Source organism: Pseudomonas sp. F01002 (genome assembly GCF_004402115.1).
GTDB lineage: Bacteria > Pseudomonadota > Gammaproteobacteria > Pseudomonadales > Pseudomonadaceae > Aquipseudomonas > Aquipseudomonas frigoris.
The window spans coordinates 203,758-228,762 of sequence record NZ_SOPU01000015.1 but is presented as its reverse complement, the minus strand read 5'-3'; the positions used below and the strand labels follow the sequence as shown (position 1 = coordinate 228,762).

General features: G+C 59.8%; 23 protein-coding genes and 1 pseudogene. 4 read left to right on the top strand and 20 right to left on the bottom strand.

The window, feature by feature from the left end:
- Positions 1-302 precede the first annotated feature (302 nt).
- From dtd to hutC, 16 genes are all read right to left on the bottom strand, one after another.
- The gene (dtd, locus tag E3W21_RS10660) at positions 303-740 is read right to left on the bottom strand and encodes a D-aminoacyl-tRNA deacylase (protein WP_008149496.1); all 438 of its coding nucleotides are present in this window, start codon (positions 738-740) and stop codon (positions 303-305) included.
- Complete coding sequence (pip, locus tag E3W21_RS10655; RefSeq protein WP_056741134.1) at positions 737-1,708, bottom strand: prolyl aminopeptidase; 972 nt, start codon at positions 1,706-1,708, stop codon at positions 737-739. Before pip ends, dtd begins: the two co-directional genes overlap by 4 nt.
- A gap of 113 nt (positions 1,709-1,821) precedes the next feature.
- Entirely contained in the window at positions 1,822-2,742 is a 921-nt protein-coding gene (locus tag E3W21_RS10650; RefSeq protein ID WP_134419646.1) for an alpha/beta hydrolase, read from the bottom strand.
- Positions 2,742-3,689, bottom strand: coding sequence for a choline ABC transporter substrate-binding protein (locus E3W21_RS10645; protein ID WP_134419644.1), 948 nt, complete (start codon positions 3,687-3,689; stop codon positions 2,742-2,744). Before E3W21_RS10645 ends, E3W21_RS10650 begins: the two co-directional genes overlap by 1 nt.
- A 150-nt stretch (positions 3,690-3,839) precedes the next feature.
- Positions 3,840-4,643 carry an N-formylglutamate deformylase gene (gene hutG, locus E3W21_RS10640; protein WP_134419642.1) on the bottom strand — a complete coding sequence of 268 codons (804 nt, stop codon included), beginning with the start codon at positions 4,641-4,643 and terminating at the stop codon, positions 3,840-3,842.
- Positions 4,644-4,653: 10 nt separating this feature from the next.
- Entirely contained in the window at positions 4,654-5,859 is a 1,206-nt protein-coding gene (gene hutI, locus E3W21_RS10635) for an imidazolonepropionase (protein ID WP_134419640.1), read from the bottom strand.
- Between the two features lie 17 nt (positions 5,860-5,876).
- Positions 5,877-7,286, bottom strand: coding sequence for an amino acid permease (locus E3W21_RS10630; RefSeq protein WP_134419638.1), 1,410 nt, complete (start codon positions 7,284-7,286; stop codon positions 5,877-5,879).
- 109 nt (positions 7,287-7,395) lie between these two features.
- Positions 7,396-8,928: a histidine ammonia-lyase gene (gene hutH / locus E3W21_RS10625; protein ID WP_134419636.1), complete on the bottom strand. Its 1,533-nt coding sequence runs from the start codon at positions 8,926-8,928 to the stop codon at positions 7,396-7,398.
- Positions 8,929-9,058: 130 nt separating this feature from the next.
- Positions 9,059-10,582 (bottom strand): histidine ammonia-lyase, encoded by a 1,524-nt coding sequence (gene hutH / locus E3W21_RS10620; RefSeq protein ID WP_134419634.1) that lies wholly within the window; start codon positions 10,580-10,582, stop codon positions 9,059-9,061.
- A gap of 141 nt (positions 10,583-10,723) precedes the next feature.
- The gene (locus E3W21_RS10610) at positions 10,724-11,554 is read right to left on the bottom strand and encodes a glycine betaine/L-proline ABC transporter ATP-binding protein (protein WP_008149478.1); all 831 of its coding nucleotides are present in this window, start codon (positions 11,552-11,554) and stop codon (positions 10,724-10,726) included.
- Positions 11,551-12,402 carry a proline/glycine betaine ABC transporter permease gene (locus tag E3W21_RS10605; protein ID WP_134419632.1) on the bottom strand — a complete coding sequence of 284 codons (852 nt, stop codon included), beginning with the start codon at positions 12,400-12,402 and terminating at the stop codon, positions 11,551-11,553. Before E3W21_RS10605 ends, E3W21_RS10610 begins: the two co-directional genes overlap by 4 nt.
- Positions 12,403-12,472: 70 nt before the next feature.
- The gene (locus E3W21_RS10600; RefSeq protein ID WP_134419630.1) at positions 12,473-13,441 is read right to left on the bottom strand and encodes an ABC transporter substrate-binding protein; all 969 of its coding nucleotides are present in this window, start codon (positions 13,439-13,441) and stop codon (positions 12,473-12,475) included.
- A gap of 68 nt (positions 13,442-13,509) precedes the next feature.
- Entirely contained in the window at positions 13,510-14,982 is a 1,473-nt protein-coding gene (locus E3W21_RS10595; protein WP_134419628.1) for a cytosine permease, read from the bottom strand.
- A 151-nt stretch (positions 14,983-15,133) separates the two neighbouring features.
- Positions 15,134-16,822: a urocanate hydratase gene (gene hutU, locus E3W21_RS10590; RefSeq protein ID WP_134419626.1), complete on the bottom strand. Its 1,689-nt coding sequence runs from the start codon at positions 16,820-16,822 to the stop codon at positions 15,134-15,136.
- A 460-nt stretch (positions 16,823-17,282) separates the two neighbouring features.
- The gene (locus E3W21_RS10585) at positions 17,283-17,852 is read right to left on the bottom strand and encodes a HutD family protein (protein WP_134419624.1); all 570 of its coding nucleotides are present in this window, start codon (positions 17,850-17,852) and stop codon (positions 17,283-17,285) included.
- On the bottom strand, positions 17,849-18,559 hold the full coding sequence (hutC, locus tag E3W21_RS10580) for a histidine utilization repressor (protein WP_177326944.1): 711 nt from the start codon (positions 18,557-18,559) through the stop codon (positions 17,849-17,851). Before hutC ends, E3W21_RS10585 begins: the two co-directional genes overlap by 4 nt.
- A gap of 146 nt (positions 18,560-18,705) precedes the next feature.
- Here hutC and E3W21_RS10575 point away from each other — a divergent pair, with 146 nt between their 5' ends.
- Positions 18,706-20,070, top strand: coding sequence for a formimidoylglutamate deiminase (locus E3W21_RS10575; protein ID WP_134419622.1), 1,365 nt, complete (start codon positions 18,706-18,708; stop codon positions 20,068-20,070).
- A 118-nt stretch (positions 20,071-20,188) separates the two neighbouring features.
- Here E3W21_RS10575 and E3W21_RS10570 read toward each other — a convergent pair whose 3' ends face one another.
- Positions 20,189-20,758, bottom strand: a complete 570-nt coding sequence (locus tag E3W21_RS10570) for a lipocalin family protein (protein WP_129439233.1) — start codon at positions 20,756-20,758, stop codon at positions 20,189-20,191.
- A gap of 31 nt (positions 20,759-20,789) precedes the next feature.
- Positions 20,790-21,044: a lipoprotein gene (locus E3W21_RS10565; RefSeq protein WP_033055306.1), complete on the bottom strand. Its 255-nt coding sequence runs from the start codon at positions 21,042-21,044 to the stop codon at positions 20,790-20,792.
- A gap of 30 nt (positions 21,045-21,074) precedes the next feature.
- Here E3W21_RS10565 and E3W21_RS31135 point away from each other — a divergent pair, with 30 nt between their 5' ends.
- From E3W21_RS31135 to E3W21_RS32305, 3 genes and pseudogenes are all read left to right on the top strand, one after another.
- Positions 21,075-21,251, top strand: coding sequence for a hypothetical protein (locus E3W21_RS31135; protein WP_165353246.1), 177 nt, complete (start codon positions 21,075-21,077; stop codon positions 21,249-21,251).
- 74 nt (positions 21,252-21,325) lie between these two features.
- A pseudogene (locus E3W21_RS32310) lies at positions 21,326-22,360 on the top strand (cache domain-containing protein); the annotation flags it as partial.
- Between the two features lie 93 nt (positions 22,361-22,453).
- Positions 22,454-23,218, top strand: coding sequence for a methyl-accepting chemotaxis protein (locus E3W21_RS32305; RefSeq protein ID WP_371927073.1), 765 nt, complete (start codon positions 22,454-22,456; stop codon positions 23,216-23,218).
- Positions 23,219-23,335: 117 nt separating this feature from the next.
- On the opposite strand, the gene E3W21_RS10555 is transcribed toward E3W21_RS32305, so the two are convergent.
- The gene (locus E3W21_RS10555; RefSeq protein WP_134419618.1) at positions 23,336-23,938 is read right to left on the bottom strand and encodes a DUF924 family protein; all 603 of its coding nucleotides are present in this window, start codon (positions 23,936-23,938) and stop codon (positions 23,336-23,338) included.
- Between the two features lie 4 nt (positions 23,939-23,942).
- The gene (locus tag E3W21_RS10550; protein WP_129439239.1) at positions 23,943-24,953 is read right to left on the bottom strand and encodes a class 1 fructose-bisphosphatase; all 1,011 of its coding nucleotides are present in this window, start codon (positions 24,951-24,953) and stop codon (positions 23,943-23,945) included.
- Positions 24,954-25,005: the final 52 nt, after the last annotated feature.

The window sequence follows — 25,005 nt, the reverse complement described above, 5'->3', positions numbered from 1 at the left end:
CAGATCAAAAAACCAACGGCCAGTTAAAGTGCCTGTGGGGTGCGCGGCATGGAAAAACCGACCCTACAGACCACTCTTGCCAAGTTGGCGAGCATTGTTCCGACTCCTAAGGGGCTAAATGATTCCCCAAGAGGTCCAGGACAAGTCTCTACCTAAGTCAAAATGGACCAACGAACGCTGATCCCCGTAGCGCGCGATTATCTAGTAGGCCGCGTTACAACGCATCAGGGGTAACAAAGTATTTATCGCGAAAAACGCCTGTTTTCAGTCGAAAAGCCCTTAAAAACATGTTTCAAGCGCTTTCAGGTCTGTAACAGGAAGGTTACCGGGCCGTCGTTGACCAGGTGCACCTGCATATCCGCGCCGAATCTACCTGATGCCACAGTGCCATGCACCTGTTTCGCCTTACCTAATAGATAGTCGAAAAGCTCCTCGCCCAGGGCCGGAGGGGCAGCGGTCGAAAAACTCGGACGCAACCCGCTCTTGGTATCGGCGGCCAGGGTGAACTGTGAGACCAGCAGCAACCCACCGCCTACATCCGCCAAGGACAGATTCATCTTGCCCTCGGCGTCACTGAACACACGATAGTTAAGCAGTTTCTGCAGAAGTTTGTCGGCGCTGGCCCGAGTATCCTCGGGCTCGACCGCCACCAACACCAGCAATCCCTGATCGACGGCGCCCACCACCTCCCCCGCTACCTCGACTCGCGCGCCACGCACGCGTTGCAGCAGGCCCTTCATGCTTCTTCAGGGGCCAGGTCGAGCAGACGATGGGCCATCTGATCGGCGGCGCGAACCAGTGCGTCAGTAATGCCAGGTTCGGAGGCGGCATGGCCGGCGTCACGGATCACCTGCAATTCACTGTTCGGCCAGTTCTGATGCAGCTCCCAGGCGTTATCCAGCGGGCAGATCACGTCGTAGCGACCGTGGACGATCACGCCAGGCAAATGGGCGATCTTGCCCATGTCGCGGATCAGCTGGTTGGGCTCAAGGAACGCATTGTTGGTGAAGTAGTGACATTCGATGCGGGCAATCGACAGTGCGCGCTGTGGCTCGGAGAAACGATCGACCACCATCGGGTTCGGGCGCAGGGTGGCGGTCCGGCCTTCCCAGGTGGACCAGGCCTTGGCCGCGTGCATCTGGGCAATCTGATCGTTGCCGATCAGGCGTTTGTGGAAAGCCGAGAGCAAGTCTTCGCGCTCGTCCAGCGGGATCGGCGCGATGTAGTCCTGCCAGTAATCGGGGAACAGACGACTGGCGCCACACTGGTAGAACCACTCGATTTCCTGCGGACGGCAGAGAAAAATCCCGCGCAGAATCAGACCGTGCACACGCTCCGGGTGGGTTTGCGCGTAGGCAAGTGCCAGGGTCGATCCCCATGAACCGCCGAACAACACCCATTTATCGATGCCAAGATGCTGGCGAATTCGCTCAAGGTCGGCGACCAGATCCCAGGTGGTGTTGTTCTCCAGGCTGGCGTGGGGCGTGGAACGACCGCAACCGCGCTGGTCGAAGGTCACAATGCGATACAGGTTTGGATCGAAAAACCGACGACTCTGGGCATCACACCCGGCGCCGGGGCCGCCGTGGATGAATACAACCGGCAAACCTTCCGGCGAACCGCTTTCGTCGACATACAGCGTGTGGGTTTCATCGACGGCCAGATCGTGCCGGGCGTGGGGTTTGATCTGCGGGTACAAAGTCTGCATTGCGCGCTCCGTAAGGGGTCGAGGTCATCCCTGGGGGGACTTCTATGATTCTGCCGTCCGGCATCATAAACCCGAATTACGCCAATGAGCATGCCTTGCAGAGTCAGAGTTTCTCAGCCTGTTTTTTCAGACAAATAGCCGAGCAGCGTTTCATAGAGTGCGTCGACCTCGGCGACCTGCCCCCGAGCCCGCAAACAGCCGTGAACCAACCCCTCCCCGTAATAGAGCGTGGCTGCCACGCCTGCTGCGTTCAGTCGCTCGGTGTAGAGCATGCCGTCATCGCGCAACGGATCAAATTGCGCCACGGCGATCAAGGCCGGCGGCAACCCACTGAAATCCTCGGCGAGCAACGGCATCGCATAGGCACTTGGCTGCCCAGTACCGCACAAGTACAGGGCGTGATAACAATCCAGGTCGCTGCTGCTGAGCAAGGGAGCATCGACGCATTCGCTGCGCGACGGCAATCGGTGATCACCGCCCAGCCCCGGATAAATCAGCACCTGCGCAGCCGGCAATGGCTCGCCCGCATCGCGCAACGCCAGACACAACGCCGCCGCAAGGTTGCCACCGGCGCTGTCCCCGACCACCAGCGTTCGCTCGGGATCGAGCCGGAATGGCCCGGTCCGTAGTGCGCGCCAGACACCCAGACAATCCTCGAACGCCGCCGGAAATGGATGTTCCGGCGCCAACCGATAATCGACGGCGATCACCAGCACGCCGAGTGTCGATGCCAGTTCGGCGCAGATGAAGTCGTGGGAATCCAGATCCCCCACCACCCACCCGCCCCCGTGCAGATAAACAATGCACGGGCAACCGCTGGTCGGTGGCGAAACCGGCGGTTGATAAGACCGCACCGGCACGCCGGCCAATTCAAAATCGACCACATACAGCCCGGCGGGACGTGACGGAGTGAACGCCCGGCACATGTCGCTATAAGCCTGGCGCAAACCACCGAGACTGCTGTCGGTGCTGTTGAAGCTGACGGTTTTCTCGACGAAAGCCGCCATTTGCTCGGATAACGGATAGGAACTCATCAAAGTTTCAAACTGGTCTGAACGGTCGCCACACCATCCTTGCCATCGAAACTGCTGACACCTGCCAGCCAGCGTTGAAGATCTTCCGGATGGTCGCGCAACCACTGCTTGGCAACATCCTGAGGCGTCTTGCGCTCCATGATCGGCACCATCAACTGGCTTTCCTGGGCGGCGGTGAAGGTCAGGTTTTCCAGCAGACGGTTTACGTTCGGACAGCGCTGGGCGTAGTCCGGGGCGGTCACGGTGGAAACGGTGGCGGCGCCTTCGTTCGGGCCGTAAACGTCTTCGCTGCCGGTCAGGTAGGCGATCTTCATGTTGATGTTCATCGGGTGCGGGGTCCAGCCGACGAACACTACGAATTCCTTGCGATTCACCGCCCGCTGAACGGCGGCAAGCATGCCGGCCTCACCCGACTCGATCAGCTTGAAATCCTTCAAGCCAAATTGATTGGTCTCGATCATGGTTTTGATGGTGGTGTTGGCGCCACTGCCGGGCTCGATGCCGTAGATCTTGCCGCCGAGTTGATCCTTGAATTTGGCGATATCGGCGAAGGTTTTCAGGCCCGCTTCGGCGACATATTCAGGTACGGCGAGGGTTGCCTGAGCGTCGGCCAGGCTCGGTTTGTCCATGACCTTCACCTGATTGGCAGCCAGGAACGGCGCGATGTTTTTGTCCATCGCCGGTTTCCAGTAACCGAGGTAGATGTCCAGACGCTTGTCGCGGATGCCGGCGAAGATGATTTGCTGCACGGCGCTGGTTTGCTTGCTTTCGTAACCGAGGCCGTTGAGTAACACATCGGCCATGCCGCTGGTGGCGATCACGTCGGTCCAGTTGACCACGCCCATGCGCACGGCCTTGCAGGAAGCGTCGTCACTGGCCAGAACGCTGGTGCTCAGCAGAGCAGTGCCGCAGAGGATTGAGAGACAGCGGGTGAACAGTCTTTTCATCGGGATTATCTCGTACGGCAGCGGATTATTGTGGGCCGGTGTCTTTGTGCACCGTGCCCAGAACATTACGCAGCGTCGAGAGGGTAAAAGCGAACTGTGGCGACCGTGTTTTGCACAGTGGCGATCTTTTGATCTTTTGATCTTTTGATCTTATGCGCTGTAGTGCTTTTGGGCCCAGGCCAGCAGCCCTTGCAGCAATTCCTTGAGCACCACCTGCGTCGGCGCCGCCAGGTCCGGGCGATAACGGAACGGCTCGAACTCTTCCATGTAGGTGCACTGGCCCAACTCCAGTTGCACCGCATGGATGTTCTCGGCCGGATTGCCGTAATGCCGGGTGATGTGGCCACCCTTGAAGCGACCGTTCAGCACATGGCTATAATCGCCGTGGCGCGCGCAGATGGCTTCCAGCTGAGTGGCCAACTGTGGATCGCAACTGGCGCCGTTAAAGGTGCCAAGGTTGAAGTCCGGCAGTTTGCCGTCGAACAGATGCGGGATGATCGAGCGGATTGAGTGCGCATCGAACAGCAGCGCGTAGCCAAACTCAGCCTTCAGTCGCGCCAGCTCGCTCTGCAAAGTGCGGTGGTACGGCGTCCAGATCTGCTCCAGGTAAGTCGCTCGTTCCGCCGCCGACGGCTCCATACCCTCACGGAACAACGGAATACCGTCGAACAGCGTCGCCGGGTACAGGCCGGTGGTCGCGCCGGCATACAAAGGCTTGTCGTCGGACGGTCGATTCAGGTCGATGACAAAACGCGAGTACTCGGCGGCCAAGGTGCTGGCGCCCAGCTCGGCAGCAAATTCGTATAGCTGCGGAATGTGCCAGTCAGTGTCCGGCAGGCTTTTCGCGTCGGGGATCAACCCGGCTTCGACCGTCGGGGTCAGGCGCAGGCCGGCGTGGGGCATGCTGATCAGCAGCGGCACGCGACCTTGTTTGAAGTTCAGAACCTTATCCACAACCGTTCTCCTAAATGCTCACTTCAACGCCGTGACGCACGACGCGTTTTTCCAGGTCACCGCCCAGCCAGTACGAGAGGTCGGCCGGACGATCGATTTGCCAGGCGACGAAATCTGCACACTTGCCGACTTCCAGCGAACCGTGGGTTTCAGCCATGCCCAGTGCCGTGGCGGCATGAATCGTTGCACCAGCCAAGGCTTCTTCCGGGGTCATGCGGAAACAGGTGCACGCCATGTTCAGCATCAAACGCAACGACAGCGCCGGTGAGGTGCCTGGGTTGAGGTCGGTAGCGATGGCGATTTTCACGCCGTGTTTGCGCAAAGCTTCCATCGGCGGCAATTGGGTTTCCCGCAGAAAGTAGAACGCGCCGGGTAGCAACACCGCGACGGTGCCGGACTTGGCCATGGCCATGGCGTCGTCTTCGGTCATGAATTCCAGATGATCGGCCGACAGTGCGTGGTAACGCGCGGCCAGACTCGAACCATGCAACGACGACAACTGTTCGGCGTGCAGCTTCACCGGCAGACCAAGTTGTTGTGCGGCGATGAACACCCGCTCGACCTGCGCCGGCGAAAACGCCAGGTATTCGCAGAACGCGTCCACCGCATCCACCAGCCCTTCGGCGGCCAGGGCCGGAAGCATCTCGGCGCAGATGTGATCGATGTAGTCGTCGGCACGATCCGCGTATTCCGGCGGCAAGGCGTGAGCGGCCAGGCAGGTGCTGCGCACGCTGACCGGGAACTCGGCGCCGAGACGGCGGATGACCCGCAAGATCTTGCGTTCGCTGGCCAGGTCCAGGCCGTAGCCGGATTTCATCTCGACGGTGGTCACGCCGTCGCGCATCAGGCTCTTCAGACGCTTGGCGGCGCTGGCGTACAGCTCGTCTTCAGTGGCCGCGCGAGTGGCGCGCACGGTACTGGCGATGCCACCACCGGCCGCTGCGATTTCTGCATAGCTGACGCCTTGCAGACGCTGTTCGAATTCACCGCTGCGGTTACCGCCGAACACCGTGTGGGTGTGGCAGTCGATCAGGCCCGGCGTCACCCAGGCCCCTTTAAGATCATTGACTGCCGGGTACTCGCCCGACGGCAGTTCAGCGCGTGGGCCGATCCACTCAATGTGCGCTCCTGACGTCACGATGGCCGCATCCTCGATGATCGAGTAGGCGCCTTGCGCCATGGTTGCGACGTGGCAGTGTTGCCAGAGAGTTTTCATCCGTGGCCTCCGTTAGGTTATCGATGAGAAAAAGAAGGTTCCCGCTCCACCGGTACTGCCTTCCCTGCCGCCGGTTTCATCCACGTCAGGTAGGCCAGCACCAGCAATACAATCCAGACCACGCCGACGATCAGAGCCGCCTGGGTGTCCGGGAAATAGCCCAACACGCCAAAGATGAACAGCATGAAGGCAATCGCCGCCATCGGCGCATAAGGCCAGAACGGTACCGGGAATTTCAGTTGGGCGACCTGCTCGGCACTCATGGAGCGACGCATGGCCACTTGGGTGAACAGAATCATCAACCAGACCCACACCGTCGCAAAGGTGGCGATAGAGGCGATCAACAGGAACACGTTTTCCGGAATCAGGTAGTTCAGCAGCACGCCCAGCAGCAGCGCGGCACTCATTACCACTACCGTCATCCATGGCACACCGTTGCGCGACAAGCGGGCGAAGCCCTTGGGCGCATGCCCTTGCTGGGCCAGACCGTACATCATGCGGCCAGCGCCGAAGATGTCACTGTTGATCGCCGACACCGCCGCCGAGATCACCACAATATTGAGAATGGTCGCCGCCGAGCTGATTCCGAGGTTGTCGAAAATCTGCACGAATGGACTGCCTTGGCTGCCGATCTGCTGCCATGGAAAGATCGACATCAGTACGAACATCGTCAGCACGTAGAACAGCAGGATACGCAACGGTACGGCATTGATCGCCCGGGGCAGCACGTGTTGCGGGTCTTTGGCTTCACCGGCGGTCACGCCGATGATTTCAATGCCGCCAAACGCAAACATCACCACCGCGAACGAAGCGATCAAGCCGCCCACGCCATTGGGCATGAAGCCGCCATGGCTCCAGAGATTGCTGATGTCGGTCGCCTGGGCGCCGGGCGCCGTGCTGATGCCGAACAGCATGATGCCGAAGCCACCGAGGATCATCGCGACGATGGCCGCGACCTTGAGCAGCGACAGCCAGAACTCCATTTCACCGAAGACTTTGACGTTGCACAGGTTCAAGCCGCCGACTACCGAAACGATGCCCAGTACCCAGATCCAGCGGGCGACTTCCGGAAACCAGAAGCCCATGTAAATACCGAATGCGGTGACGTCGGCCATGCCGACGATGACCATTTCAAACGCGTAGGTCCAACCGAGGATGAAGCCCGCCATCGGCCCAAGATAAGTGCTGGCGTAGTGGCCGAAAGAGCCCGCCACCGGGTTGTGCACCGCCATCTCACCGAGGGCGCGCATGACCATGAACACCGCCGCACCACCGATCAGGTAAGCGAGCAGGACCGCAGGCCCGGCCATTTGAATGGCCGAGGCAGAACCGTAAAACAGCCCGGTGCCGATCGCCGACCCCAGTGCCATGAAGCGAATATGTCGGGCAGAGAGCCCGCGTTTCAAACCTTTTGCTGGCTGTTGCATTGCTCGTCCTTATTTATTCTTATTCGACGCAAAATCGAATCGCGAGCAAGCTCGCTCCCACAGGGATATGCATTCCAATGTGGGAGCGAGCTTGCTCGCGATGGGGCCATTACAGGCTAGGCAGCAACTTCGCCGAAACCAGCTCGTTCAGGCAACGAGTCGCCAGAAGCTCGCTAGCAGCATTGATGTCCGGTGCAAAGAACCGATCCTTCTCATAGAACGGCACTTCAGCACGCAGGATGGCGCGAGCCTTTTCCAGCTTGGTCGAAGTCTTCAGACCGTCACGCAGGTCCAGACCCTGACAAGCCGCCAACCATTCCACCGCGAGAACGCCGCGCGTGTTTTCGGCCATTTCCCACAGACGCTTGCCGGCAGCCGGCGCCATGGAAACGTGGTCTTCCTGGTTCGCCGACGTCGGCAGGCTGTCCACCGAGTGCGGATGGGACAACGCCTTGTTCTCGCTGGCCAATGCCGCAGCGGTCACCTGGGCAATCATGAAGCCGGAGTTCACGCCGCCATTGGCCACCAGGAACGGCGGCAGTTGCGACATGTGCTTGTCCATCATCAGCGAGATACGACGTTCGCTCAGGGAACCGATTTCAGCGATGGCCAGGGCCATGTTGTCGGCAGCCATAGCGACCGGTTCGGCGTGGAAGTTACCGCCGGAGATCACGTCGCCTTCAGCGGCGAATACCAGCGGGTTGTCGGAAACCGCGTTGGCTTCGATGCCGAGCACTTCGGCGGCCTGACGGAACTGGGTCAGGCAGGCGCCCATGACTTGCGGCTGGCAGCGCAGGGAGTACGGGTCCTGGACCTTTTCGCAGTTCTGGTGCGAGTCGGACACTTCGCTGCGCTCGCCCAGCAGGTCGCGGTAAGCGGCAGCGGCGTCGATCTGGCCTTTCTGGCCACGAGCGGCGTGGATGCGCGCGTCGAACGGCGAGCGCGAGCCCAGCACGGCTTCAACAGTCATACCACCAATGGCCAGGGCGCCAGCAAACAGGTCTTCGCCTTCGAACAAACCGCGCAATGCATAAGCGGTAGAAACCTGAGTGCCGTTGAGCAGCGCCAGACCTTCTTTGGCAGCCAGGGTCAGCGGAGTCAGACCGGCCACTTTCAGCGCTTCGGTGGCTTCCATCCACTCGCCTTTGTAGCGCGCCTTGCCTTCGCCCAGCAGCACCAGCGACATGTGGGCCAGAGGCGCCAAGTCACCGGAGGCACCGACCGAACCTTTCAATGGAATGTGCGGGTAAACCTCGGCGTTGATCAGTGCGATCAGCGCGTCGATCACTACGCGACGAATGCCGGAAAAACCGCGGCTCAGGCTGTTGACCTTGAGCACCATGACCAAGCGAACCAGCGCGTCGCTGATCGGCTCGCCGACACCGGCGGCGTGGGACAGCACCAGCGAGCGCTGCAGGTTTTCCAGGTCTTCGCTGGCGATACGGGTCGAAGCCAGCAGGCCGAAACCGGTGTTGATGCCATAAGCGGTGCGGTTCTCGGCGAGGATCTGTTCCACGCAGGCAACGCTGGCTTCGATCTGGGCCGAGGCACTGTTGTCGAGGGTGATTTTGACCGGTTGCTGATAAACATCACGCAGTTGGGCAAGGCTCAGTTGGCCTGGAATAAGGTTTAACGCAGTCATTTCTATGCTCCTTTTGAGAGTTTTGTTCTTCATAAACGAAGAGGACTCACCAGACGCTCCGGAGATGTCCGTTGTCCGTCGCGCCTCGCCTTCTGGGGAGCCGCGCCTTGGCACGCTGGTGTGGTGGAAATCAGTTCAGGTTCGGTAACACTTTGTGCAGCAAAATCGGGTCTTTCAAAACGGCGGCGGCACTGGCGATGTCCGGTGCCAGCCAGCGGTCCTGGTCGTAGGCCGGAACTCGCTCGCGCAGCAGACGCCAGGCGGCATCGGTGCCGGCGCCGAAGCGTTGCTCTTTCAAGAATTCAAACGCCTGAGACGCCAACAGGTACTCGATGGCGAGGATCTGCGTGCAGTTTTCCAGGGCGCGATGCAGCTTCAACGCGGCGTTGGTGCCCAGGCTCAGGTGGTCTTCCTGCAGGCCCGAGGTGACGTAGTTGTCGAGCACCGCCGGTTGCGCCAACTGACGGTTTTCCGCACACAGCGAAGCGGCGACGTACTGGACGATCATCATCCCGGAGTTCACCCCCGGGTTGGCCACCAGAAACGCCGGCAGACCACTGACGTGAGGATTGATCAAGCGATCCAGCCGACGTTCGGCGATGGAGCCGATTTCAGCCATGGCGATGGCCAGCAAATCCGCCGCCAAGGCTACGGATTGACCGTGCGGGTTGGCCTGGGACACCACCCTGAAGTCGTCCGGCGTGCCCAGCAGCATCGGGTTGTCGGTGACCGAGTTGAGTTCGGTTTCGATCTGCTTTTTCGCGTGTTCAAGCTGATCGCGAGCGGCGCCGTGAACTTGCGGAATCGAGCGGATGCTCAGCGCATCCTGAGTACGAATGCCTTTGCTGCTGGCAATCACTTCACTGCCATCGAGCAACGCCCGCAGGTTGATGCCGACTTGCTGCATGCCTGGATGCGGTTTGAGCGCGATGATCTCGGCATCGAACGCGGCAATCTGACCGCGCTGGGCCTCGAAGCTCATGGCGCCGATCACGTCGGCCCATTGCACCAGACGCGTCGCGTCGGCGAGTGCCAGGCAGCTGAGGCCGGACATGCACGGCGTGCCGTTCACCAGGCACAAGCCATCTTTGGCACCCAGCTGAACCGGTTGCAGACGTTCTTCGGCCAGGGCTTGCTGCGCGGAAACAATCTGCCCGCGATAGCTGACATTGCCGACACCCAGCAGCGCGATGCTGATGTGGGCCATGTGGGTCAGGTAACCCACCGAACCTTGGGATGGCACTTGCGGGGTGATGCCGCGATTGAGCAGCGCCAACAAGGCTTCGACCACCCGGCGATGAATGCCGGATTTTCCATGGCTATAGTTGCGAATAGCGGCGCAGATGATTGCGCGGGTCTGTTCGTCGGCCAATGGAGCGCCAACGCCACAGGCGTGACTGAGCAAGGTGTTGCGCGACAGTTGGCTGAGTTGTTCGTCTTTGAGCGAGACATTGCACAACGCGCCGAGGCCGGTGTTGACGCCATAGGCGCGCTCGCCGCTGACGACGATGCGCTGGACGATCGCCTGGGCATTTTCGATCCGTGCCCAGGTCTGTGGCGACAGCTCAAGCTGCGCGCCATGGCGGGCTACGGCGACCACATCCTGCCAACGCAACGGGGCGTCGGCGATAACGATTTTTTCAGCCTGGGACATCTTCAACCTCGTGCGTACAACTTGAATATTGATGCAGCTTCGCTGACGCCTTCGCGAGCAAGCCCGCTCCCACAGGGGTACGCATTCCAAATGTGGGAGCGGGCTTGCTCGCGAAGAGGCCAGCACAAACACCGCAAACCTTTAAACCACCGCCGCCCGCCGCTGTACGAACCGGTCCACATACTCATCCGCCGGCGAATGCAGGATCTCTCTTGGCGTACCCACCTGAATCAGGCGGCCATCCTTGAGAATCGCAATGCGGTTGCCGATGCGCACGGCCTCGTCGAGGTCGTGGGTGATGAAGACAATGGTCTTGTGCAGGGTCTTTTGCAGTTCCAGCAACTGGTCCTGCATTTCCGCGCGGATCAGCGGGTCGAGGGCACTGAAGGCTTCGTCCATCAGGATGATATCGGTGTCTGCCGCCAAGGCGCGAGCCAGGCCCACACGCTGACGCATGCCGCCTGAGAGCTGATGCGGGTATTTGTTTTCGTAGCCCTTGAGGCCCACGGTGTTGATCCAGTGCAGCGCGCGCTCGGAGCACATTTGCTTGGTCTCGCCACGCACTTTCAGGCCGTAGGCGACGTTATCCACCACGGTCTTGTGCGGCAGCAGGCCGAAGCTCTGGAACACCATGCTGATCTTGTGCCGGCGAAATTCGCGCAGGGCTTCCATGTCGTATTGCAGGATGTCCACGCCGTCCACCAGGATCGCGCCGCTGGTCGGGTCGATCAGGCGATTGAAGTGGCGCACCAGCGTCGACTTGCCGGAACCCGACAGCCCCATGATCACGAAGATCTCGCCGGTGCCGATGCTCAGGGACAAGTCGTTCACGCCGACCACACAGCCGGTTTCGGACAGCACCTGATCTTTGGTTTTGCCCTGGCCGATCATGGCCAGCGCATCCTTGGAACGGTTGCCGAAAATCTTGAAGACGTTTTTGACTTCGATTTTGCTGATGGCTTCGTTGTTCATTTGCTCACCTCATGCCGTGCCCGACCATACGCCTGAGTAATACGGTCGATAACCACTGCCAGAATCACGATCGCCAGACCCGCCTCAAGACCACGTCCGACGTTGAGGGTCTGAATCCCCACCAACACGTCTTCACCCAGGCCACGGGCACCGATCATCGAGGCAATCACTACCATCGACAGGGCCATCATGGTGGTCTGGTTGATCCCGGCCATGATGCTCGGCAGGGCCAGCGGAAGTTGCACGCCAAACAGTTGCTGCCAACGGTTGGCACCGAAGGCGTTGATCGCTTCCATCACTTCGCCGTCGACCTGGCGAATGCCCAGATCAGTCAGGCGGATCAGCGGTGGTGCGGCGTAGATCACGGTGGCGAAAATCGCCGGGACCTTGCCCAGGCCGAACAGCATCAGCACCGGGATCAGGTACACGAAACTCGGCATGGTCTGCATGATGTCCAGCAGCGGCATCAAGATCGAACGCAGGCGATTGCTGCGCGCCGAGAGAATGCCCAGCGGAATGCCGATCATCACCGAAATGATGGTCGCCACCATCATCAGCGCCAGGGTCTGCATCAGCTTGTCCCAGAGGCCGACCGCGCCCACCAGGAACAACAAGCCAACGATCACGGCGGTGGTCACGACTTTGCGGGTCGCGTGCCAGGCAACGCCCGCCACGATTGCCAGCATCAGCCACCACGGCGCCGCACGCAGCATGCCTTCAAGATTGACGATGGCCCACAACAGGGTGTCGGAGATGTGCCGGAACACGTCGCCGTAGTTGGTGACCAGTGAATCGACCCAACTGTTGACCCAGTCGGCGATGGAAAAGGTAAAGCTTTCGGGAAACATAAGAGGCTCTCAATCAAGGGGTTGCGATCAAGCATCCGACTGCCGCTCAGGGCAGTCGGAGAAACTCAACCTACAAGGCCGCGTCGATCTTTTTGGCTGCGTCTTCGCTCACCCATGCGTGCCAGACTTCAGGATGTTCCTTGAGGAAGATTTTCGCCAGTTTTGGTGACTCGATCCGCTCTTTGGCCATGCGCCCGAGGTTCTGGTTGAGCAGGTCGATTGGCAGGTTGACCTTCTCCAGCACCGCCACCAGTTCCGGGGCTTGCTCGTGGAAGGTTTTGGACAGGCCGACCTTGATGGTCACGCGCTTGTCCACGCCTGGTTTCTCTTCGAGTTTCACCAGATCAACCTGGCCCATCAGCGGGGTTGGCGACCAGTAGTAGAACAGGATCGGCTCGCCACGTTTGTAGCTCGACAGCACCGCGGCATCCAGTGCCGGACCGGTGCCCGGACGGAAGTTGGTATAGGTGCTTTCCAGGCCGTAGCTTTTCAGCATTTCGCTGTTGTCCAGCTCACAGGTCCAGCCCGCCGGGCAGTTATAGAAACGGCCCTTGGATGGCTCTTCCTGATCCTTGAACACTGCAGCGTATTTACCCAGATCGGCGATGGCTTTCAGGTCCGGGGCTTTAGGCTCCAGCTTGCGCTTGGCGTCGCCTTCGATCACGTAACGCGGCACGTACCAGCCTTCGATTGCGCCAACGACTGGAGCGCCGACACCGACAACCTTGCCGGCCTTCTCGGCCTTGTTCCAGACTTCGCTACGGCCGACCCACTCTTCGGCGAAGATTTGAATATCGTTGCTGCTCAGGGCGTTTTCCATGGTGATGGAGTTGCCCGGCAGGCTGTCGGTCTTGCAGTCGTAGCCTTTCTCCAACACGACTTGCAGCACGTCGGTCAGCAGCATGGCGCTTTCCCAGTTCAGGCCGGCGAACTTCACCGGTTTACCCGACTCGCACCAACCAGCCGCCTGAGTGGCGCCGGCGCTGGCCAGCAGGCCCATGGAAAGCAATGTGGTCAGCAGGGTCTTGTTCGATTTCATTGTGTGACGCTCCTAATCATGAGTTGGCTTACGGCAGTCAAGAGGCATCCAGCCCTGTCCACGTCCAATCAGGCCTGCGCCGCAGCGCGACCGGCCCCGCTTGTTTTAGGTTGTGCAACGCTGTCCTGCTCGACCGGCAGGATCAGTTGATCGGGTACTGCGCTGTGCCATTTTTTCGCACACACGTAATACAGGGCTGCGGGAAGCACCAAACCAATGATCCAGGAAATATCTACATCACCCAGAGCGGCCACCAGCGGACCGGTATAAAACTTGGAGGAGATAAACGGCAGTTGCACCAGCACACCGAAGACATAGACGCTGATACCGAGCGGGTTCCAGCGACCGTAGCGACCGTTCGGATCGGCCAGCGCCGGCACGTCATAGCGCTCGCGGGTGATGCAGTAGTAGTCCACCAAGTTGATCGCGCTCCAGGGTGTAAAGAACGCCAGCAAGAACAGGATGAAGGACTTGAACGCACCGAGGAACGAGTGCTGACCGAGCAACGCCATCAGGGTCGCAGTACCGACGATGACCAGCACGAAGACCAGACGCTGCAAGCGCGTTACCTTCAGCTCACCACGGAAACCGCTGATGATGGTCGCAATGCACATGAAGCTGCCATAGGAGTTCAGCGTGGAGATGGTGACCTTGCCGAACGCAATGCTGAAGTACAGCAGCGCAGCAGTGGCACCGGTACCGCCCAAACCAACGATGTACGCCACTTCGTGGCCGGCAAATTGCCCGTTGGCCGAAGCCGCGGCAAACACACCGAGGATCATCGCCACCTGTGCGCCAATCACCGAACCCGCACCCGCTGCGAAAAAGGTTTTCACCGATGACGTCTTGCTTGGCAAGTAGCGAGAATAGTCCGCCACGTACGGGCCGAAGGCGATCTGCCAGGACGCCGCGAGCGACACCGCCAGCAGGAAGCTGCTCCAACTGAAGTGGCGGATTTGCAGAAGCGCGCCAACGTCGGTCTGGCTCATCAGACGGCTGAACAGGTAAACGAAGGCGATCACACCAATAACACTGGCAACACGGCCAATCCAATGGATCACTCGATAACCGAGCACCGTGACCAGCACGATGACACTGGCGAAAATCAGGATGCCGACGCTGTCGCTGACGCCAAACAACTGGCCCAGCGCCTGGCCGGAAAGCACGGTTCCCGTTGCGGTGAAGCCGAGGTACATCAGACAGACCAGCACGATCGGGATGGCCGCGCCATACACGCCGAACTGTACCCGGCTGGAGATCATCTGCGGCAGGCCAAGCTTGGGCCCTTGCGCGGCATGCAGCGCCATTACGCCACCGCCGAGCAGTTGACCGATCAACAGACCGATCAACGACCAGAACACGTCACCGCCCAGCACCACGGCCAGGGCCCCGGTGACAATCGCGGTGATTTGCAGGTTGGCACCCATCCACAGGGTGAACTGGCTCAACAGACGACCGTGTCTCTCCGCTTCCGGGATGTAGTCGATCGAACGTTTCTCGATCAACGGTTTACTGCCTGCACGATCGCTGTTAACAGCCATGATTCAACCTCTGTGGATTGTTATTGGAATTCGCTCGGTCCCTGTAGGAGCTGTCGAGTGAAACGAGGCTGCGATCTTTTGATCTTGATCTTCGGCGTCAGTAACGACGCCAAAAGATCGCAGCCTGCGGTAGCTCCTACAGGGTTTTGCGTTATTTGCCGGTAATCATCGGCAGGTTCAGCCCCTGCTCCTTGGCGCAGTCGATCGCGATCTGGTAACCCGCATCGGCGTGACGCATGACGCCGGTCGCCGGGTCGTTGTGCAGTACGCGAGCGATACGCTCGGCCGCTTCGTCCGTACCGTCGCAGACAATCACCATGCCCGAGTGCTGGGAGAAGCCCATGCCGACGCCGCCGCCGTGGTGCAGGGAGACCCAGGTCGCGCCGCTCGCCGTGTTCAGCAGAGCGTTGAGCAGTGGCCAGTCGGACACGGCATCGGAACCGTCTTGCATCGATTCGGTTTCGCGGTTCGGGCTGGCCACAGAACCGGAATCCAGGTGGTCGCGACCGATCACGATTGGCGCCGACAATTCACCGCTACGCACCATTTCGTTGAATGCCAGGCCGAGCTTGGCGCGCAGGCCCAGCCCGACCCAGCAGATACGTGCCGGCAGGCCCTGGAAGCTGATGCGTTCGCGCGCCATGTCCAGCCAGTTGTGCAGGTGCGCGTCGTCCGGGATCAGTTCCTTGACCTTGGCGTCGGTTTTGTAGATGTCTTGCGGATCGCCCGACAGTGCAGCCCAACGGAACGGACCGATACCGCGGCAGAACAGCGGACGGATGTAAGCCGGTACGAAACCCGGGAAGTCGAATGCGTTCTCGACGCCTTCTTCCTGGGCCATCTGACGGATGTTGTTGCCGTAGTCGAAGGTCGGAATACCCATTTTCTGGAATTCGAGCATCGCTTTAACGTGCACGGCCATGGATTGCTTGGCGGCTTTGACGACAGCGGCTGGCTCGGTCTTGGCGCGAGCGCGGTACTCTTCCCAGGTCCAGCCGGCTGGCAGGTAACCGTTGAGCGGGTCGTGGGCACTGGTCTGGTCGGTGACCATGTCCGGGCGCACACCGCGCTTGACCAGTTCTGGCAGGATTTCGGCCGCGTTACCCAACAGGGCGATGGAAATCGCTTTGCCTTCCTTGGTGTATTTGGCGATGCGGGCCAGAGCGTCGTCGAGGTCGGTGGCTTGCTCATCGACATAACGGCTGTTCAAACGGAAATCGATGCTGACCTGCTGGCATTCGATGTTCAGCGAGCAAGCGCCGGCCAGGGTCGCGGCCAGAGGCTGAGCGCCGCCCATGCCGCCCAGGCCTGCGGTCAGAACCCAACGACCTTTCAGGTCATCGTTGTAGTGTTGGCGACCGGCTTCGACGAAGGTTTCGTAGGTGCCTTGAACGATGCCCTGGCTGCCGATGTAGATCCAGCTGCCGGCGGTCATCTGGCCGTACATGGCCAGGCCTTTGGCGTCGAGTTCGTTGAAGTGTTCCCAGCTCGCCCAGTGTGGCACCAGGTTGGAGTTGGCGATCAGTACGCGCGGGGCGTTGCTGTGAGTCTTGAACACGCCGACCGGCTTGCCGGATTGCACCAGCAGGGTCTCGTCGTCGTTCAGGTTGGTCAGGCTTTCGACGATCTTGTCGTAGCATTCCCAGTTACGTGCTGCACGGCCGATACCACCGTAAACCACCAGTTCTTTAGGGTTCTCGGCGACTTCCGGGTCGAGGTTATTCATCAGCATGCGCAGCGGCGCTTCAGTCAGCCAGCTTTTGGCGGTCAGCTTGTTACCGCGAGCGGCACGAATTTCAACGTCACGATACTTCGTAGGTTTCTGGGTATTGTCAGTCACGAAAAAGACTCCTCAGCGATCAATCCAAACCAACCCTGGCGGTGGGTAAGCCAGCCTGTGCGCGTCAAAGCGACACAAGCGAATCAGTGGACGTTGCGAGGAGTCTCGATCGACTCATACGCATACGTCTTTACTTGTACATACAAGCACATGCAATCAAGCGGCCAACTTGCTGGATGAGTGTTCAAGAAAAATTTTTAAAGGGCTGGAAAGCGCCTGGATCAAGGGTTCTGGCAAAGATGCAATTTTTCGGGGGGATTTTGCGAGGAGGGTTACAGCTGTTACTTGAACGGGGGTTTGCGCCACGCTGGGGCGTTCGGTAACAAATTGGTGCGCATTCGGGAACGTTGAAAAGCAAAAGATCGCAGCCTCGTTTCACTCGACAGCTCCTACAGGGATGGTGTTCATCTTGTAGGAGCTGTCGAGTGAAACGAGGCTGCGATCTTTTAGGTATTTTGAATCAGCGTGCAGTCAGCTCGATCACGCAGCATGGGCCATTGCTGGAGACTTCCAGCAGGCCGGCGTTACCGTCGAGTTGCAGGCAATCATGGCGACCGAGTTGTGAGGCACTGTTACCAACCTTCACTTCAAGCTCGTCGGTGACACTGAACAAGAGCACCGTGCCTGCCGAGCTGAAAAACCGCTGCTCGCCGTCCAGCCACTGCAATCGCGCGCTATAACGCTGCGGCGCATAAATCAGGTTGAAATCGCGAATCGGCCCGCCGAGCAATGTGCAGGAAACCTGGCTCTCGCCGCTGAAGGCAAACGGGTCCAGCGGTAACAATGGCCGCGTGTCCTGACCATCAACCCGCAAGGTCATGCCGTCGCCTTGCAGCACAGTGATCACTCGCTCATAGCCCGCGAATGTCGAGAAACCGCCCGACTCGCCGATATCGGCAATCGACAGGCGCCAGCCGAAACCCTCAAGGCCGGCACCTCCATCACGGGTGATTTCTTCAGTGCTGCCGCCGCCATTTTTCCATGGCATGCGTGGGTAATCAACTGCGCGTAAAACCTTGAACTGACTCATTTATGAAAGCGTCCTTCCAGACGATGACGGGAACCTGGGTGGATCAAACGGGCGGCGGTCACCGGTTGACGGCCGGACCAGGTGCGGCGGCGAATCAGCAGGCACGGCTCGCCCTTTTCAATCTGCAGCAACTTGCACTCGCTGGCTTCGGCCAGAATCGCCTCGACCACATGCTCGCCTTCGGTCAGCGGCGCGACCTGGTTCAGATAGGCGTAGGGCGTTTGCAGGGTGAAGTCCTGCTTGAGGTAGTCCGGCGCCACGAGTGCGTTGACGAAACGGTCTTCGATTTGCACCGGGATATCATTTTCAAAATGCACGATCAGCGAGTGAAAGACTTTCTGGCCTTCACGCATGTCCAGGGCCAGCGCCCGCTCGGAACCGGCGGCCTCTTCTTCGAGGGTGATGACCTTGCAGGTGTGGCGATGGCCACGAGAGGCGATTTCGTCGGCGATGTTGTGGACTTCAAACAGCGCGGACTGACTTTTCGGCTCGGCGACAAAAGTGCCGACACCCTGCATGCGCACCAGCAGACCGTCGGCGGTCATCTCGCGCAGAGCGCGGTTGATGGTCATGCGGCTGAAACCCAGCTGGTTGACCAGTTCGCTTTCCGACGGAACGCGGTAGTGCGGCGGCCAGTTTCCACTGTCGATTTGCTGGGTGATCATCTGTTTGACGCGGGCGTACAAGGGCGCCGGACTGTCGCCCATGTGTGCGGCCAACGGAGAGACTGCAGGCGGAGTCGGCACGGTTAATCCTTGTTCGTTGAAGAGAGGTTGCTAGCTTGCCGGAGTTTACCGAGCAGGCAAACGTCTGTATATGTATATACAAATAACACACGATGGGGTGCTGAACCATGTCCGCCTTCTTTGCCGAACGCGCGCTGCTGCCTAGTGGATGGGCCAACAATGTACGTCTTGAGGTCAGCGCCGACGGCGTGTTGACCCATATCCAGGCCGATTCCAACGCAGATGGCGCCGAACGGCTAAGCGGTCCGCTGCTGCCGGGTATGCCGAATTTACACTCCCACGCCTTCCAGCGGGCCATGGCCGGGCTGGCGGAAGTGGCGGGTAATCCGAATGACAGTTTCTGGACCTGGCGCGATTTGATGTATCGCCTCGTCGGAAAAATCAGCCCGGATCAACTCGGCGTCATCGCCCGTCAGCTGTACATCGAAATGCTCAAGGCCGGTTACACCTCGGTCGCGGAATTTCACTACGTACACCACGACACCAACGGCCAGCCTTACGCGGACCCGGCCGAACTGGCGCTACGCATCAGCCAGGCCGCCAGTTCCGCCGGGATCGGCCTGACCCTGCTACCGGTGCTCTACAGCCATTCCGGTTTCGGCGGCCAGGCCCCGAACGAAGGCCAGCGCCGCTTTATCAACAGCACCGAAAACTACCTCAAGCTTCAGTCGCGCTTGCAGCCGATCCTGGCGCAGCAACCGGCGCAGTCGCTGGGTTTGTGTTTCCACTCGTTGCGCGCGGTAACACCGCAGCAGATCAGCGAAGTGCTGGCCGCCAGCGACCAGCAGTGCCCGGTGCACATTCACATCGCCGAACAGCAGAAGGAAGTCGATGACTGCCTGAGCTGGAGCGGCCGCCGTCCGCTGCAATGGCTGTACGAAAACACCGAGGTCGATCAGCGCTGGTGCCTGGTTCACGCGACCCACGCCAACCCGGAAGAAGTCACGCTGATGGCCAAGAGTCGCGCCATCGCCGGCTTGTGCCTGACCACCGAAGCCAACCTCGGCGACGGGATTTTCCCGGCGGTGGACTTCCTCGCTCAGGGCGGGCGCATGGGGATCGGCTCCGACAGCCATGTGTCATTGAGTGTGGTGGAAGAATTGCGTTGGCTGGAATACGGCCAGCGTCTGCGCGACCAACGACGTAATCGTTTGTATGGCGCGGATCAGCCGATGGTTGGCCGCACGCTGTACGACGCGGCGCTGGAGGGCGGGGCTCAGGCGCTGGGTCAACCGATCGGTGCGCTGGAAGTTGGCAAACGTGCGGATTGGCTGGTGCTGGATGGCAACGATCCGTACCTGGCGACGGCCAGTGGTGACGGGATTCTCAATCGTTGGTTGTTTGCCGGCGGTGATCGCCAGGTGCGGGATGTGCTGGTCAATGGCCAGTGGGTTGTGCGCGACGGGCGTCATGCGGGCGCAGAAGAGAGTAACCGCGCTTTCACCCAAGTCCTGCGCGACCTCCTGGGCTGACGCAAAAAAATGTGGGAGCGGGCTTGCTCGCGAAGGCGGACTGTCAGTCAACATCTCTGTTGAATTTGATGGCCCCTTCGCGAGCAAGCCCGCACACACATTGGGATTCTGGTAACCGTTAGTTCGAGGTCTTGGCCATCTGCGTATCGGTCGCGCGCCAGATCAGCCGCGTAGTGTCGTAACCCTGCTGACGTGCCTTGCTCAGCAGTTCTTCACGCACTACACCATTGACCGTCGGGGTCCGTGACAGCAGCCACAGATACTTGCGGCTCGGATCGCCAACAATGGCGGTTTTATAGTCATCGCTGACGTACAACACCCAGTACTCTCCCTTCGCCGCACCCGGTATCAGCCGCGAAAACCAGGTATCGAACTCGACCCACAGCTTGTCGGGCTTGCCCGGCTCCTGTGGCCAGGCCACGCCTTTGGCCTCTTCCCATTGCCAGTCTGCCGTCAGGCAGCGATTCAGCACCAACACTTTGCCGTCAGGCTTGAGCGTGTAATGGGCTTCGGATTGCGCGCAGTTGCGCTGGAAATACATCGGCAGACGGGCCAATTCGTACCAGGTCCCTTGGTACTTCTTGAGATTGACGCTGTTGACAGTTTTCGGTGCCAACGGATCTACGCCGGAAGTGGCGCAGCCGGCCAATACCAGGCCGGCTAAAAGGACTATCAGTAACCGTTTCATTGTTTTTCTCCCGTGGGCGCATAGCCCCGGATTACTTCAGGCCTTGGCCGGAAAACATCAGCACTTTGTCACCGGCGTACTGCACGCTGATAAAGCTGTTCTTGTCGCCCCAGGTACAGCTGGACATGCCGAGCGCGCCCGAGCAATCGGCGGGTTTACCCAGCAAGGTTTCTACCTCGGCTTTGGGCATGCCTGACGACAACTTCGAGTAGTTTTCCTGATTGATCTTGCTGCAAGCGGCCAACAACACGCAGAACGAAAGCAGGGCGATAGAACGCAGCGACATGGTGTAGCTCCTGGGGCGAAGGGGAATGGCATGGCTGCCAAGCTGAAGCTTAGAAGAGAAAACCCCTGTCTGGTTCCGTGGCCGGCCGGCTATTTTTGGGCCGGTCGTCCGCCTTTCGTGAAATATAAGGAACTTTTGTTTGCTGTTGACCATTTCGTCGGTATTCGCAAAAGCCGCCTAATCTTTGGCGCCGCTCAGTCGACATAAAAGCAGCGCAAAGCCCACGACTGTGGCAAATTGACGCCCCTTTGTTGACCAGCCTCTTCGCGGTAGCTCATTTAATGACCAGAAACATGAAGTTCAGCCACAAGATCTTGTTGGCTGCCGCCCTCGTGGTGGCCGTTGCATTCGCTTGTTTCATCCTCTTCAACGACTACCGCCAGCGGCAAACCCTGCGCAGCAGTACCGAATCCTCGATGCAGGAACTCGGCAGCCTGACCACCAGCAACATCCAGACCTGGCTGGAAAGCCGCATGCAGTTGCTGCAATCGCTGTCCCAGCAGATCGCGGTGGACGGCAGCGCCCAGGCCAACCTCAAGCGCGCCATCGACCTGCCCGCCTACACCAGTAATTTTCAGCTGAGCTACTTCGGTGGCACCGATGGCCTGATGTTCTCGGTCCCGGCCGGCAATCGTGCGGCGGATTACGACCCCCGCGCCCGCGGCTGGTACAAGGCGGCCAACAGCGCGCAACAGACCATCGTCACCGAACCTTATATCGCCGCGTCGTCGGGCAAATTGGTAATCACCGTCGCCACGCCGGTGAAATATCAGAATCAAATGATCGGCGTCGCCGGGGCAGACATCGACCTGTCCAGCGTCAGCGCGATCATCAACTCGCTGAACTTCGGCGGCCACGGCCATGCGTTCATCGTCAGTGCCGACGGCAAGATCCTGATTCACCCGGACAGCAAACTCGTACTCAAAAGCCTGACCGACGCCTACCCGAACGGCGCGCCGAAAGTCAGCCCGGGCATGAAAGAAGTCGCGATCGACGGCAAGACCCAATTCATCTCCTTTACCCACGTCAACGGTGTGCCTTCGGCAGACTGGTACGTAGCGCTGGTGCTGGATCAGGACACCGCGTTCTCGATGCTCAGCGAGTTCCGCACCTCGGCGATCATCGCTATGGTCATTGCCGTGGTGATCATCATCGCGTTGCTGGGCATGCTGATCAGCTTCCTGATGCAGCCGCTGCTGACCATGGGCCGCGCCATGCATGACATCGCCGAAGGCGAAGGTGACCTGACCAAACGCCTGACCATTCACGGCCAGGACGAATTCGGTGCCCTGGGCACCTCGTTCAACCGTTTTGTGGAGCGTATTCATACGTCGATTCGCGAAGTGTCCTCGGCCACCGGCCAGGTCAACGAAGTCGCCTTGCGTGTGGTTGCCGCGTCGAACTCGTCGATGTTCAACTCCGACCAGCAAGCCTCGCGCACCAGTAGCGTGGCCGCCGCCATCAACGAACTGGGCGCCGCCGCCCAGGAAATCGCCCAGAACGCCGCCCTCGCCTCTCAGCATTCGAGCGATGCTCGCGCATTGGCCGAGGACGGCCAGCAAGTCGTGGATAAAACCATCGCGGCGATGCAGCAGCTCTCGGCGAAGATCAGCGATTCGTGTGGCAATATCGAAGCGCTCAACAGCAACACCGTAAACATCGGGCAGATTCTGGAAGTGATCACCAGCATCTCCCAGCAGACCAACTTGCTGGCACTCAACGCCGCCATCGAAGCGGCCCGTGCCGGTGAAGCCGGTCGCGGTTTTGCCGTGGTGGCAGACGAAGTGCGTAACCTCGCGCACCGTACTCAGGATTCGGCGCAGCAAGTGCAGAAGATGATCGAGGAACTGCAAGTCGGCGCCCGGGAAGCCGTGAGCACCATGACCGACAGCCAGCGCCAGAGCGAAAGCAGCGTCGGCATCGCCAACCTGGCGGGCGAACGTCTGGGCAGCGTGACCCAGCGTATCGGTGAGATCGACGGGATGAACCAGTCGGTGGCCACTGCGACGGAAGAGCAGACGGCGGTGGTGGAGTCGATCAACGTCGACATCACCGAAATCAACACGCTGAATCAGGAAGGCGTGGAGAACTTGCAGTCGACCTTGCGCGCGTGTTCAGACCTTGAGCAGCAGGCGGCGCGGCTTAAACAGTTGGTGGGTAGTTTCAGGATTTAAGCCATTCTTGCGGGCCCCTTCGCGAGCAAGCCCGCTCCCACATTGGATTTGCGTCGATCACAAATCCCCTGTGGGAGCGGGCTTGCTCGCGAAGACGGCATCTGCAACAACGAAGATTTAGAAACGAGACCCGGGCTTCGAAAGAAACGCCAACTCCTCAGCCGTAGATTCCCTTCCCAACACCGCATTGCGATGCGGAAACCGTCCAAACCGCGCAATCACTTTCTGATGCCGCTCGGCATAATCCAGGTTATCGGCAAACACCGCCCGATCACCCTCAGGTTGCTGCGCCAGCAGATCGATAAACCGCGAAACCGCTTCGTTCTGCACCGCCAGATTCTCGCAATGTTCAAACACCAGATAGATGAATACCCGTTGTATGGGGCGCAACTGCCGATCAAAATCCGCAGCAATGCCTTGCGCCACCAGTGCCTGAGCCCTGAGATCGCCTGAAAAGGATTTGGGAGTGTCGCGATAGATCATGCGCGGGAGTTGATCGAGCAGCAGCACCAGGGCCAGCCAACCTTCGGGGCGTTGCGCCCACTCGGTCAATCCGCCAGCCAGTGCCTGCTCGACCCAGTCCCCGAAACGCGTGCGCGCTTCGAGGTCCTGGCTGTCGCGCTTGCCGAACCATAACTTGCCCTTGTCAGCCGCTATTTCGTGGGGGGATTCGAGGGTTCCGAACCACCATTCGAGCAATGGCTGCCAGGGCGCGGTCATGGGTTTATTCCTTGTGGTAAGCCGTGACGCGTTCGACTTCTTCTTTCGAACCGAGGAACACGGCGACACGCTGGTGCAAGCCGTCCGGCTTGATGTCGAGGATGCGCTGATGGCCATCGGTGGACGCGCCGCCAGCCTGTTCAACCAGGAACGACATCGGGTTGGCTTCGTACATCAGACGCAGCTTGCCCGGCTTGGACGGCTCGCGACTGTCGCGTGGGTACATGAACAGACCACCTCGGGTCAGGATGCGGTGCACGTCCGCGACCATCGCGGCGACCCAGCGCATGTTGTAGTTCTTTTTCAGCGGACCTTCTTCGCCAGCCAGCAATTCGCCGACGTAGCGTTGTACCGGAGCTTCCCAGTGACGCTGATTGGACGCGTTGATCGCGAATTCCTGAGTGGAGGTCGGGATCTTGATGTCTTCATGGGTCAGCACGAAGCTGCCCATTTCGCGGTCCAGGGTGAAGCCTTTTACGCCGTCACCCAGGGTCAGGATCAACATGGTCTGTGGACCGTAGATCGCGTAACCGGCAGCCACTTGCTCGGTGCCTGGCTGCAGGAAAGCCTTTTCGTTCAAGGGCTCGTTTTGGCTCAGGTATTCGTTCGGGCAACGCAGCACCGAGAAGATCGTACCGACCGGCGCGTTGATATCGATGTTCGACGAGCCGTCCAGCGGGTCGAATACCAACAGGTACGCGCCTTTCGGGTATTTGCCCGGGATCTGGTAGGCATTGTCCATTTCTTCGGACGCCATGCCGGCCAGGTGACCGCCCCATTCGTTGGCTTCGAGCAGGATCTCGTTGGAGATCACGTCGAGTTTTTTCTGCACTTCACCTTGGACGTTTTCAGTGCCCATGCTGCCCAGAACACCACCGAGGGCGCCTTTGGACACGGCGTGGTTGATCTCTTTGCAAGCACGCGCCACCACTTCGATCAGGAAACGCAGATCGGCAGGGGTGTTATTGCTACGGGTCTGCTCAATCAAATAGCGACTCAGGGTAACGCGGGACATGGAAGGCTCCGGTGGAATGGGGGGCTAAAAACCCGCGCAGTTTAACGCGAGT

Bases quoted from the DNA above. Each gene is read 5' to 3' on its own strand.
- E3W21_RS10570 (WP_129439233.1), bottom strand. From the start codon at position 20,758: ATGAAACGGTTACTGATAGTCCTTTTAGCCGGCCTGGTATTGGCCGGC.
- E3W21_RS10585 (WP_134419624.1), bottom strand. From the start codon at position 17,852: ATGAGTCAGTTCAAGGTTTTACGCGCAGTTGATTACCCACGCATGCCA.
- pip (WP_056741134.1), bottom strand. From the start codon at position 1,708: ATGCAGACTTTGTACCCGCAGATCAAACCCCACGCCCGGCACGATCTG.
- hutH (WP_134419636.1), bottom strand. From the start codon at position 8,928: ATGACTGCGTTAAACCTTATTCCAGGCCAACTGAGCCTTGCCCAACTG.
- E3W21_RS31135 (WP_165353246.1), top strand. From the start codon at position 21,075: ATGGCTGCCAAGCTGAAGCTTAGAAGAGAAAACCCCTGTCTGGTTCCG.
- E3W21_RS10575 (WP_134419622.1), top strand. From the start codon at position 18,706: ATGTCCGCCTTCTTTGCCGAACGCGCGCTGCTGCCTAGTGGATGGGCC.
- hutI (WP_134419640.1), bottom strand. From the start codon at position 5,859: ATGAAAACTCTCTGGCAACACTGCCACGTCGCAACCATGGCGCAAGGC.
- hutH (WP_134419634.1), bottom strand. From the start codon at position 10,582: ATGTCCCAGGCTGAAAAAATCGTTATCGCCGACGCCCCGTTGCGTTGG.
- E3W21_RS10595 (WP_134419628.1), bottom strand. From the start codon at position 14,982: ATGGCTGTTAACAGCGATCGTGCAGGCAGTAAACCGTTGATCGAGAAA.
- E3W21_RS10610 (WP_008149478.1), bottom strand. From the start codon at position 11,554: ATGAACAACGAAGCCATCAGCAAAATCGAAGTCAAAAACGTCTTCAAG.
- E3W21_RS10555 (WP_134419618.1), bottom strand. From the start codon at position 23,938: ATGACCGCGCCCTGGCAGCCATTGCTCGAATGGTGGTTCGGAACCCTC.
- E3W21_RS10600 (WP_134419630.1), bottom strand. From the start codon at position 13,441: ATGAAATCGAACAAGACCCTGCTGACCACATTGCTTTCCATGGGCCTG.
- E3W21_RS10645 (WP_134419644.1), bottom strand. From the start codon at position 3,689: ATGAAAAGACTGTTCACCCGCTGTCTCTCAATCCTCTGCGGCACTGCT.
- E3W21_RS10650 (WP_134419646.1), bottom strand. From the start codon at position 2,742: ATGAGTTCCTATCCGTTATCCGAGCAAATGGCGGCTTTCGTCGAGAAA.
- E3W21_RS10605 (WP_134419632.1), bottom strand. From the start codon at position 12,402: ATGTTTCCCGAAAGCTTTACCTTTTCCATCGCCGACTGGGTCAACAGT.
- E3W21_RS10565 (WP_033055306.1), bottom strand. From the start codon at position 21,044: ATGTCGCTGCGTTCTATCGCCCTGCTTTCGTTCTGCGTGTTGTTGGCC.
- dtd (WP_008149496.1), bottom strand. From the start codon at position 740: ATGAAGGGCCTGCTGCAACGCGTGCGTGGCGCGCGAGTCGAGGTAGCG.
- hutC (WP_177326944.1), bottom strand. From the start codon at position 18,559: ATGGGCGACAGTCCGGCGCCCTTGTACGCCCGCGTCAAACAGATGATC.
- E3W21_RS10630 (WP_134419638.1), bottom strand. From the start codon at position 7,286: ATGCAACAGCCAGCAAAAGGTTTGAAACGCGGGCTCTCTGCCCGACAT.
- E3W21_RS32305 (WP_371927073.1), top strand. From the start codon at position 22,454: ATGTTCAACTCCGACCAGCAAGCCTCGCGCACCAGTAGCGTGGCCGCC.
- E3W21_RS10550 (WP_129439239.1), bottom strand. From the start codon at position 24,953: ATGTCCCGCGTTACCCTGAGTCGCTATTTGATTGAGCAGACCCGTAGC.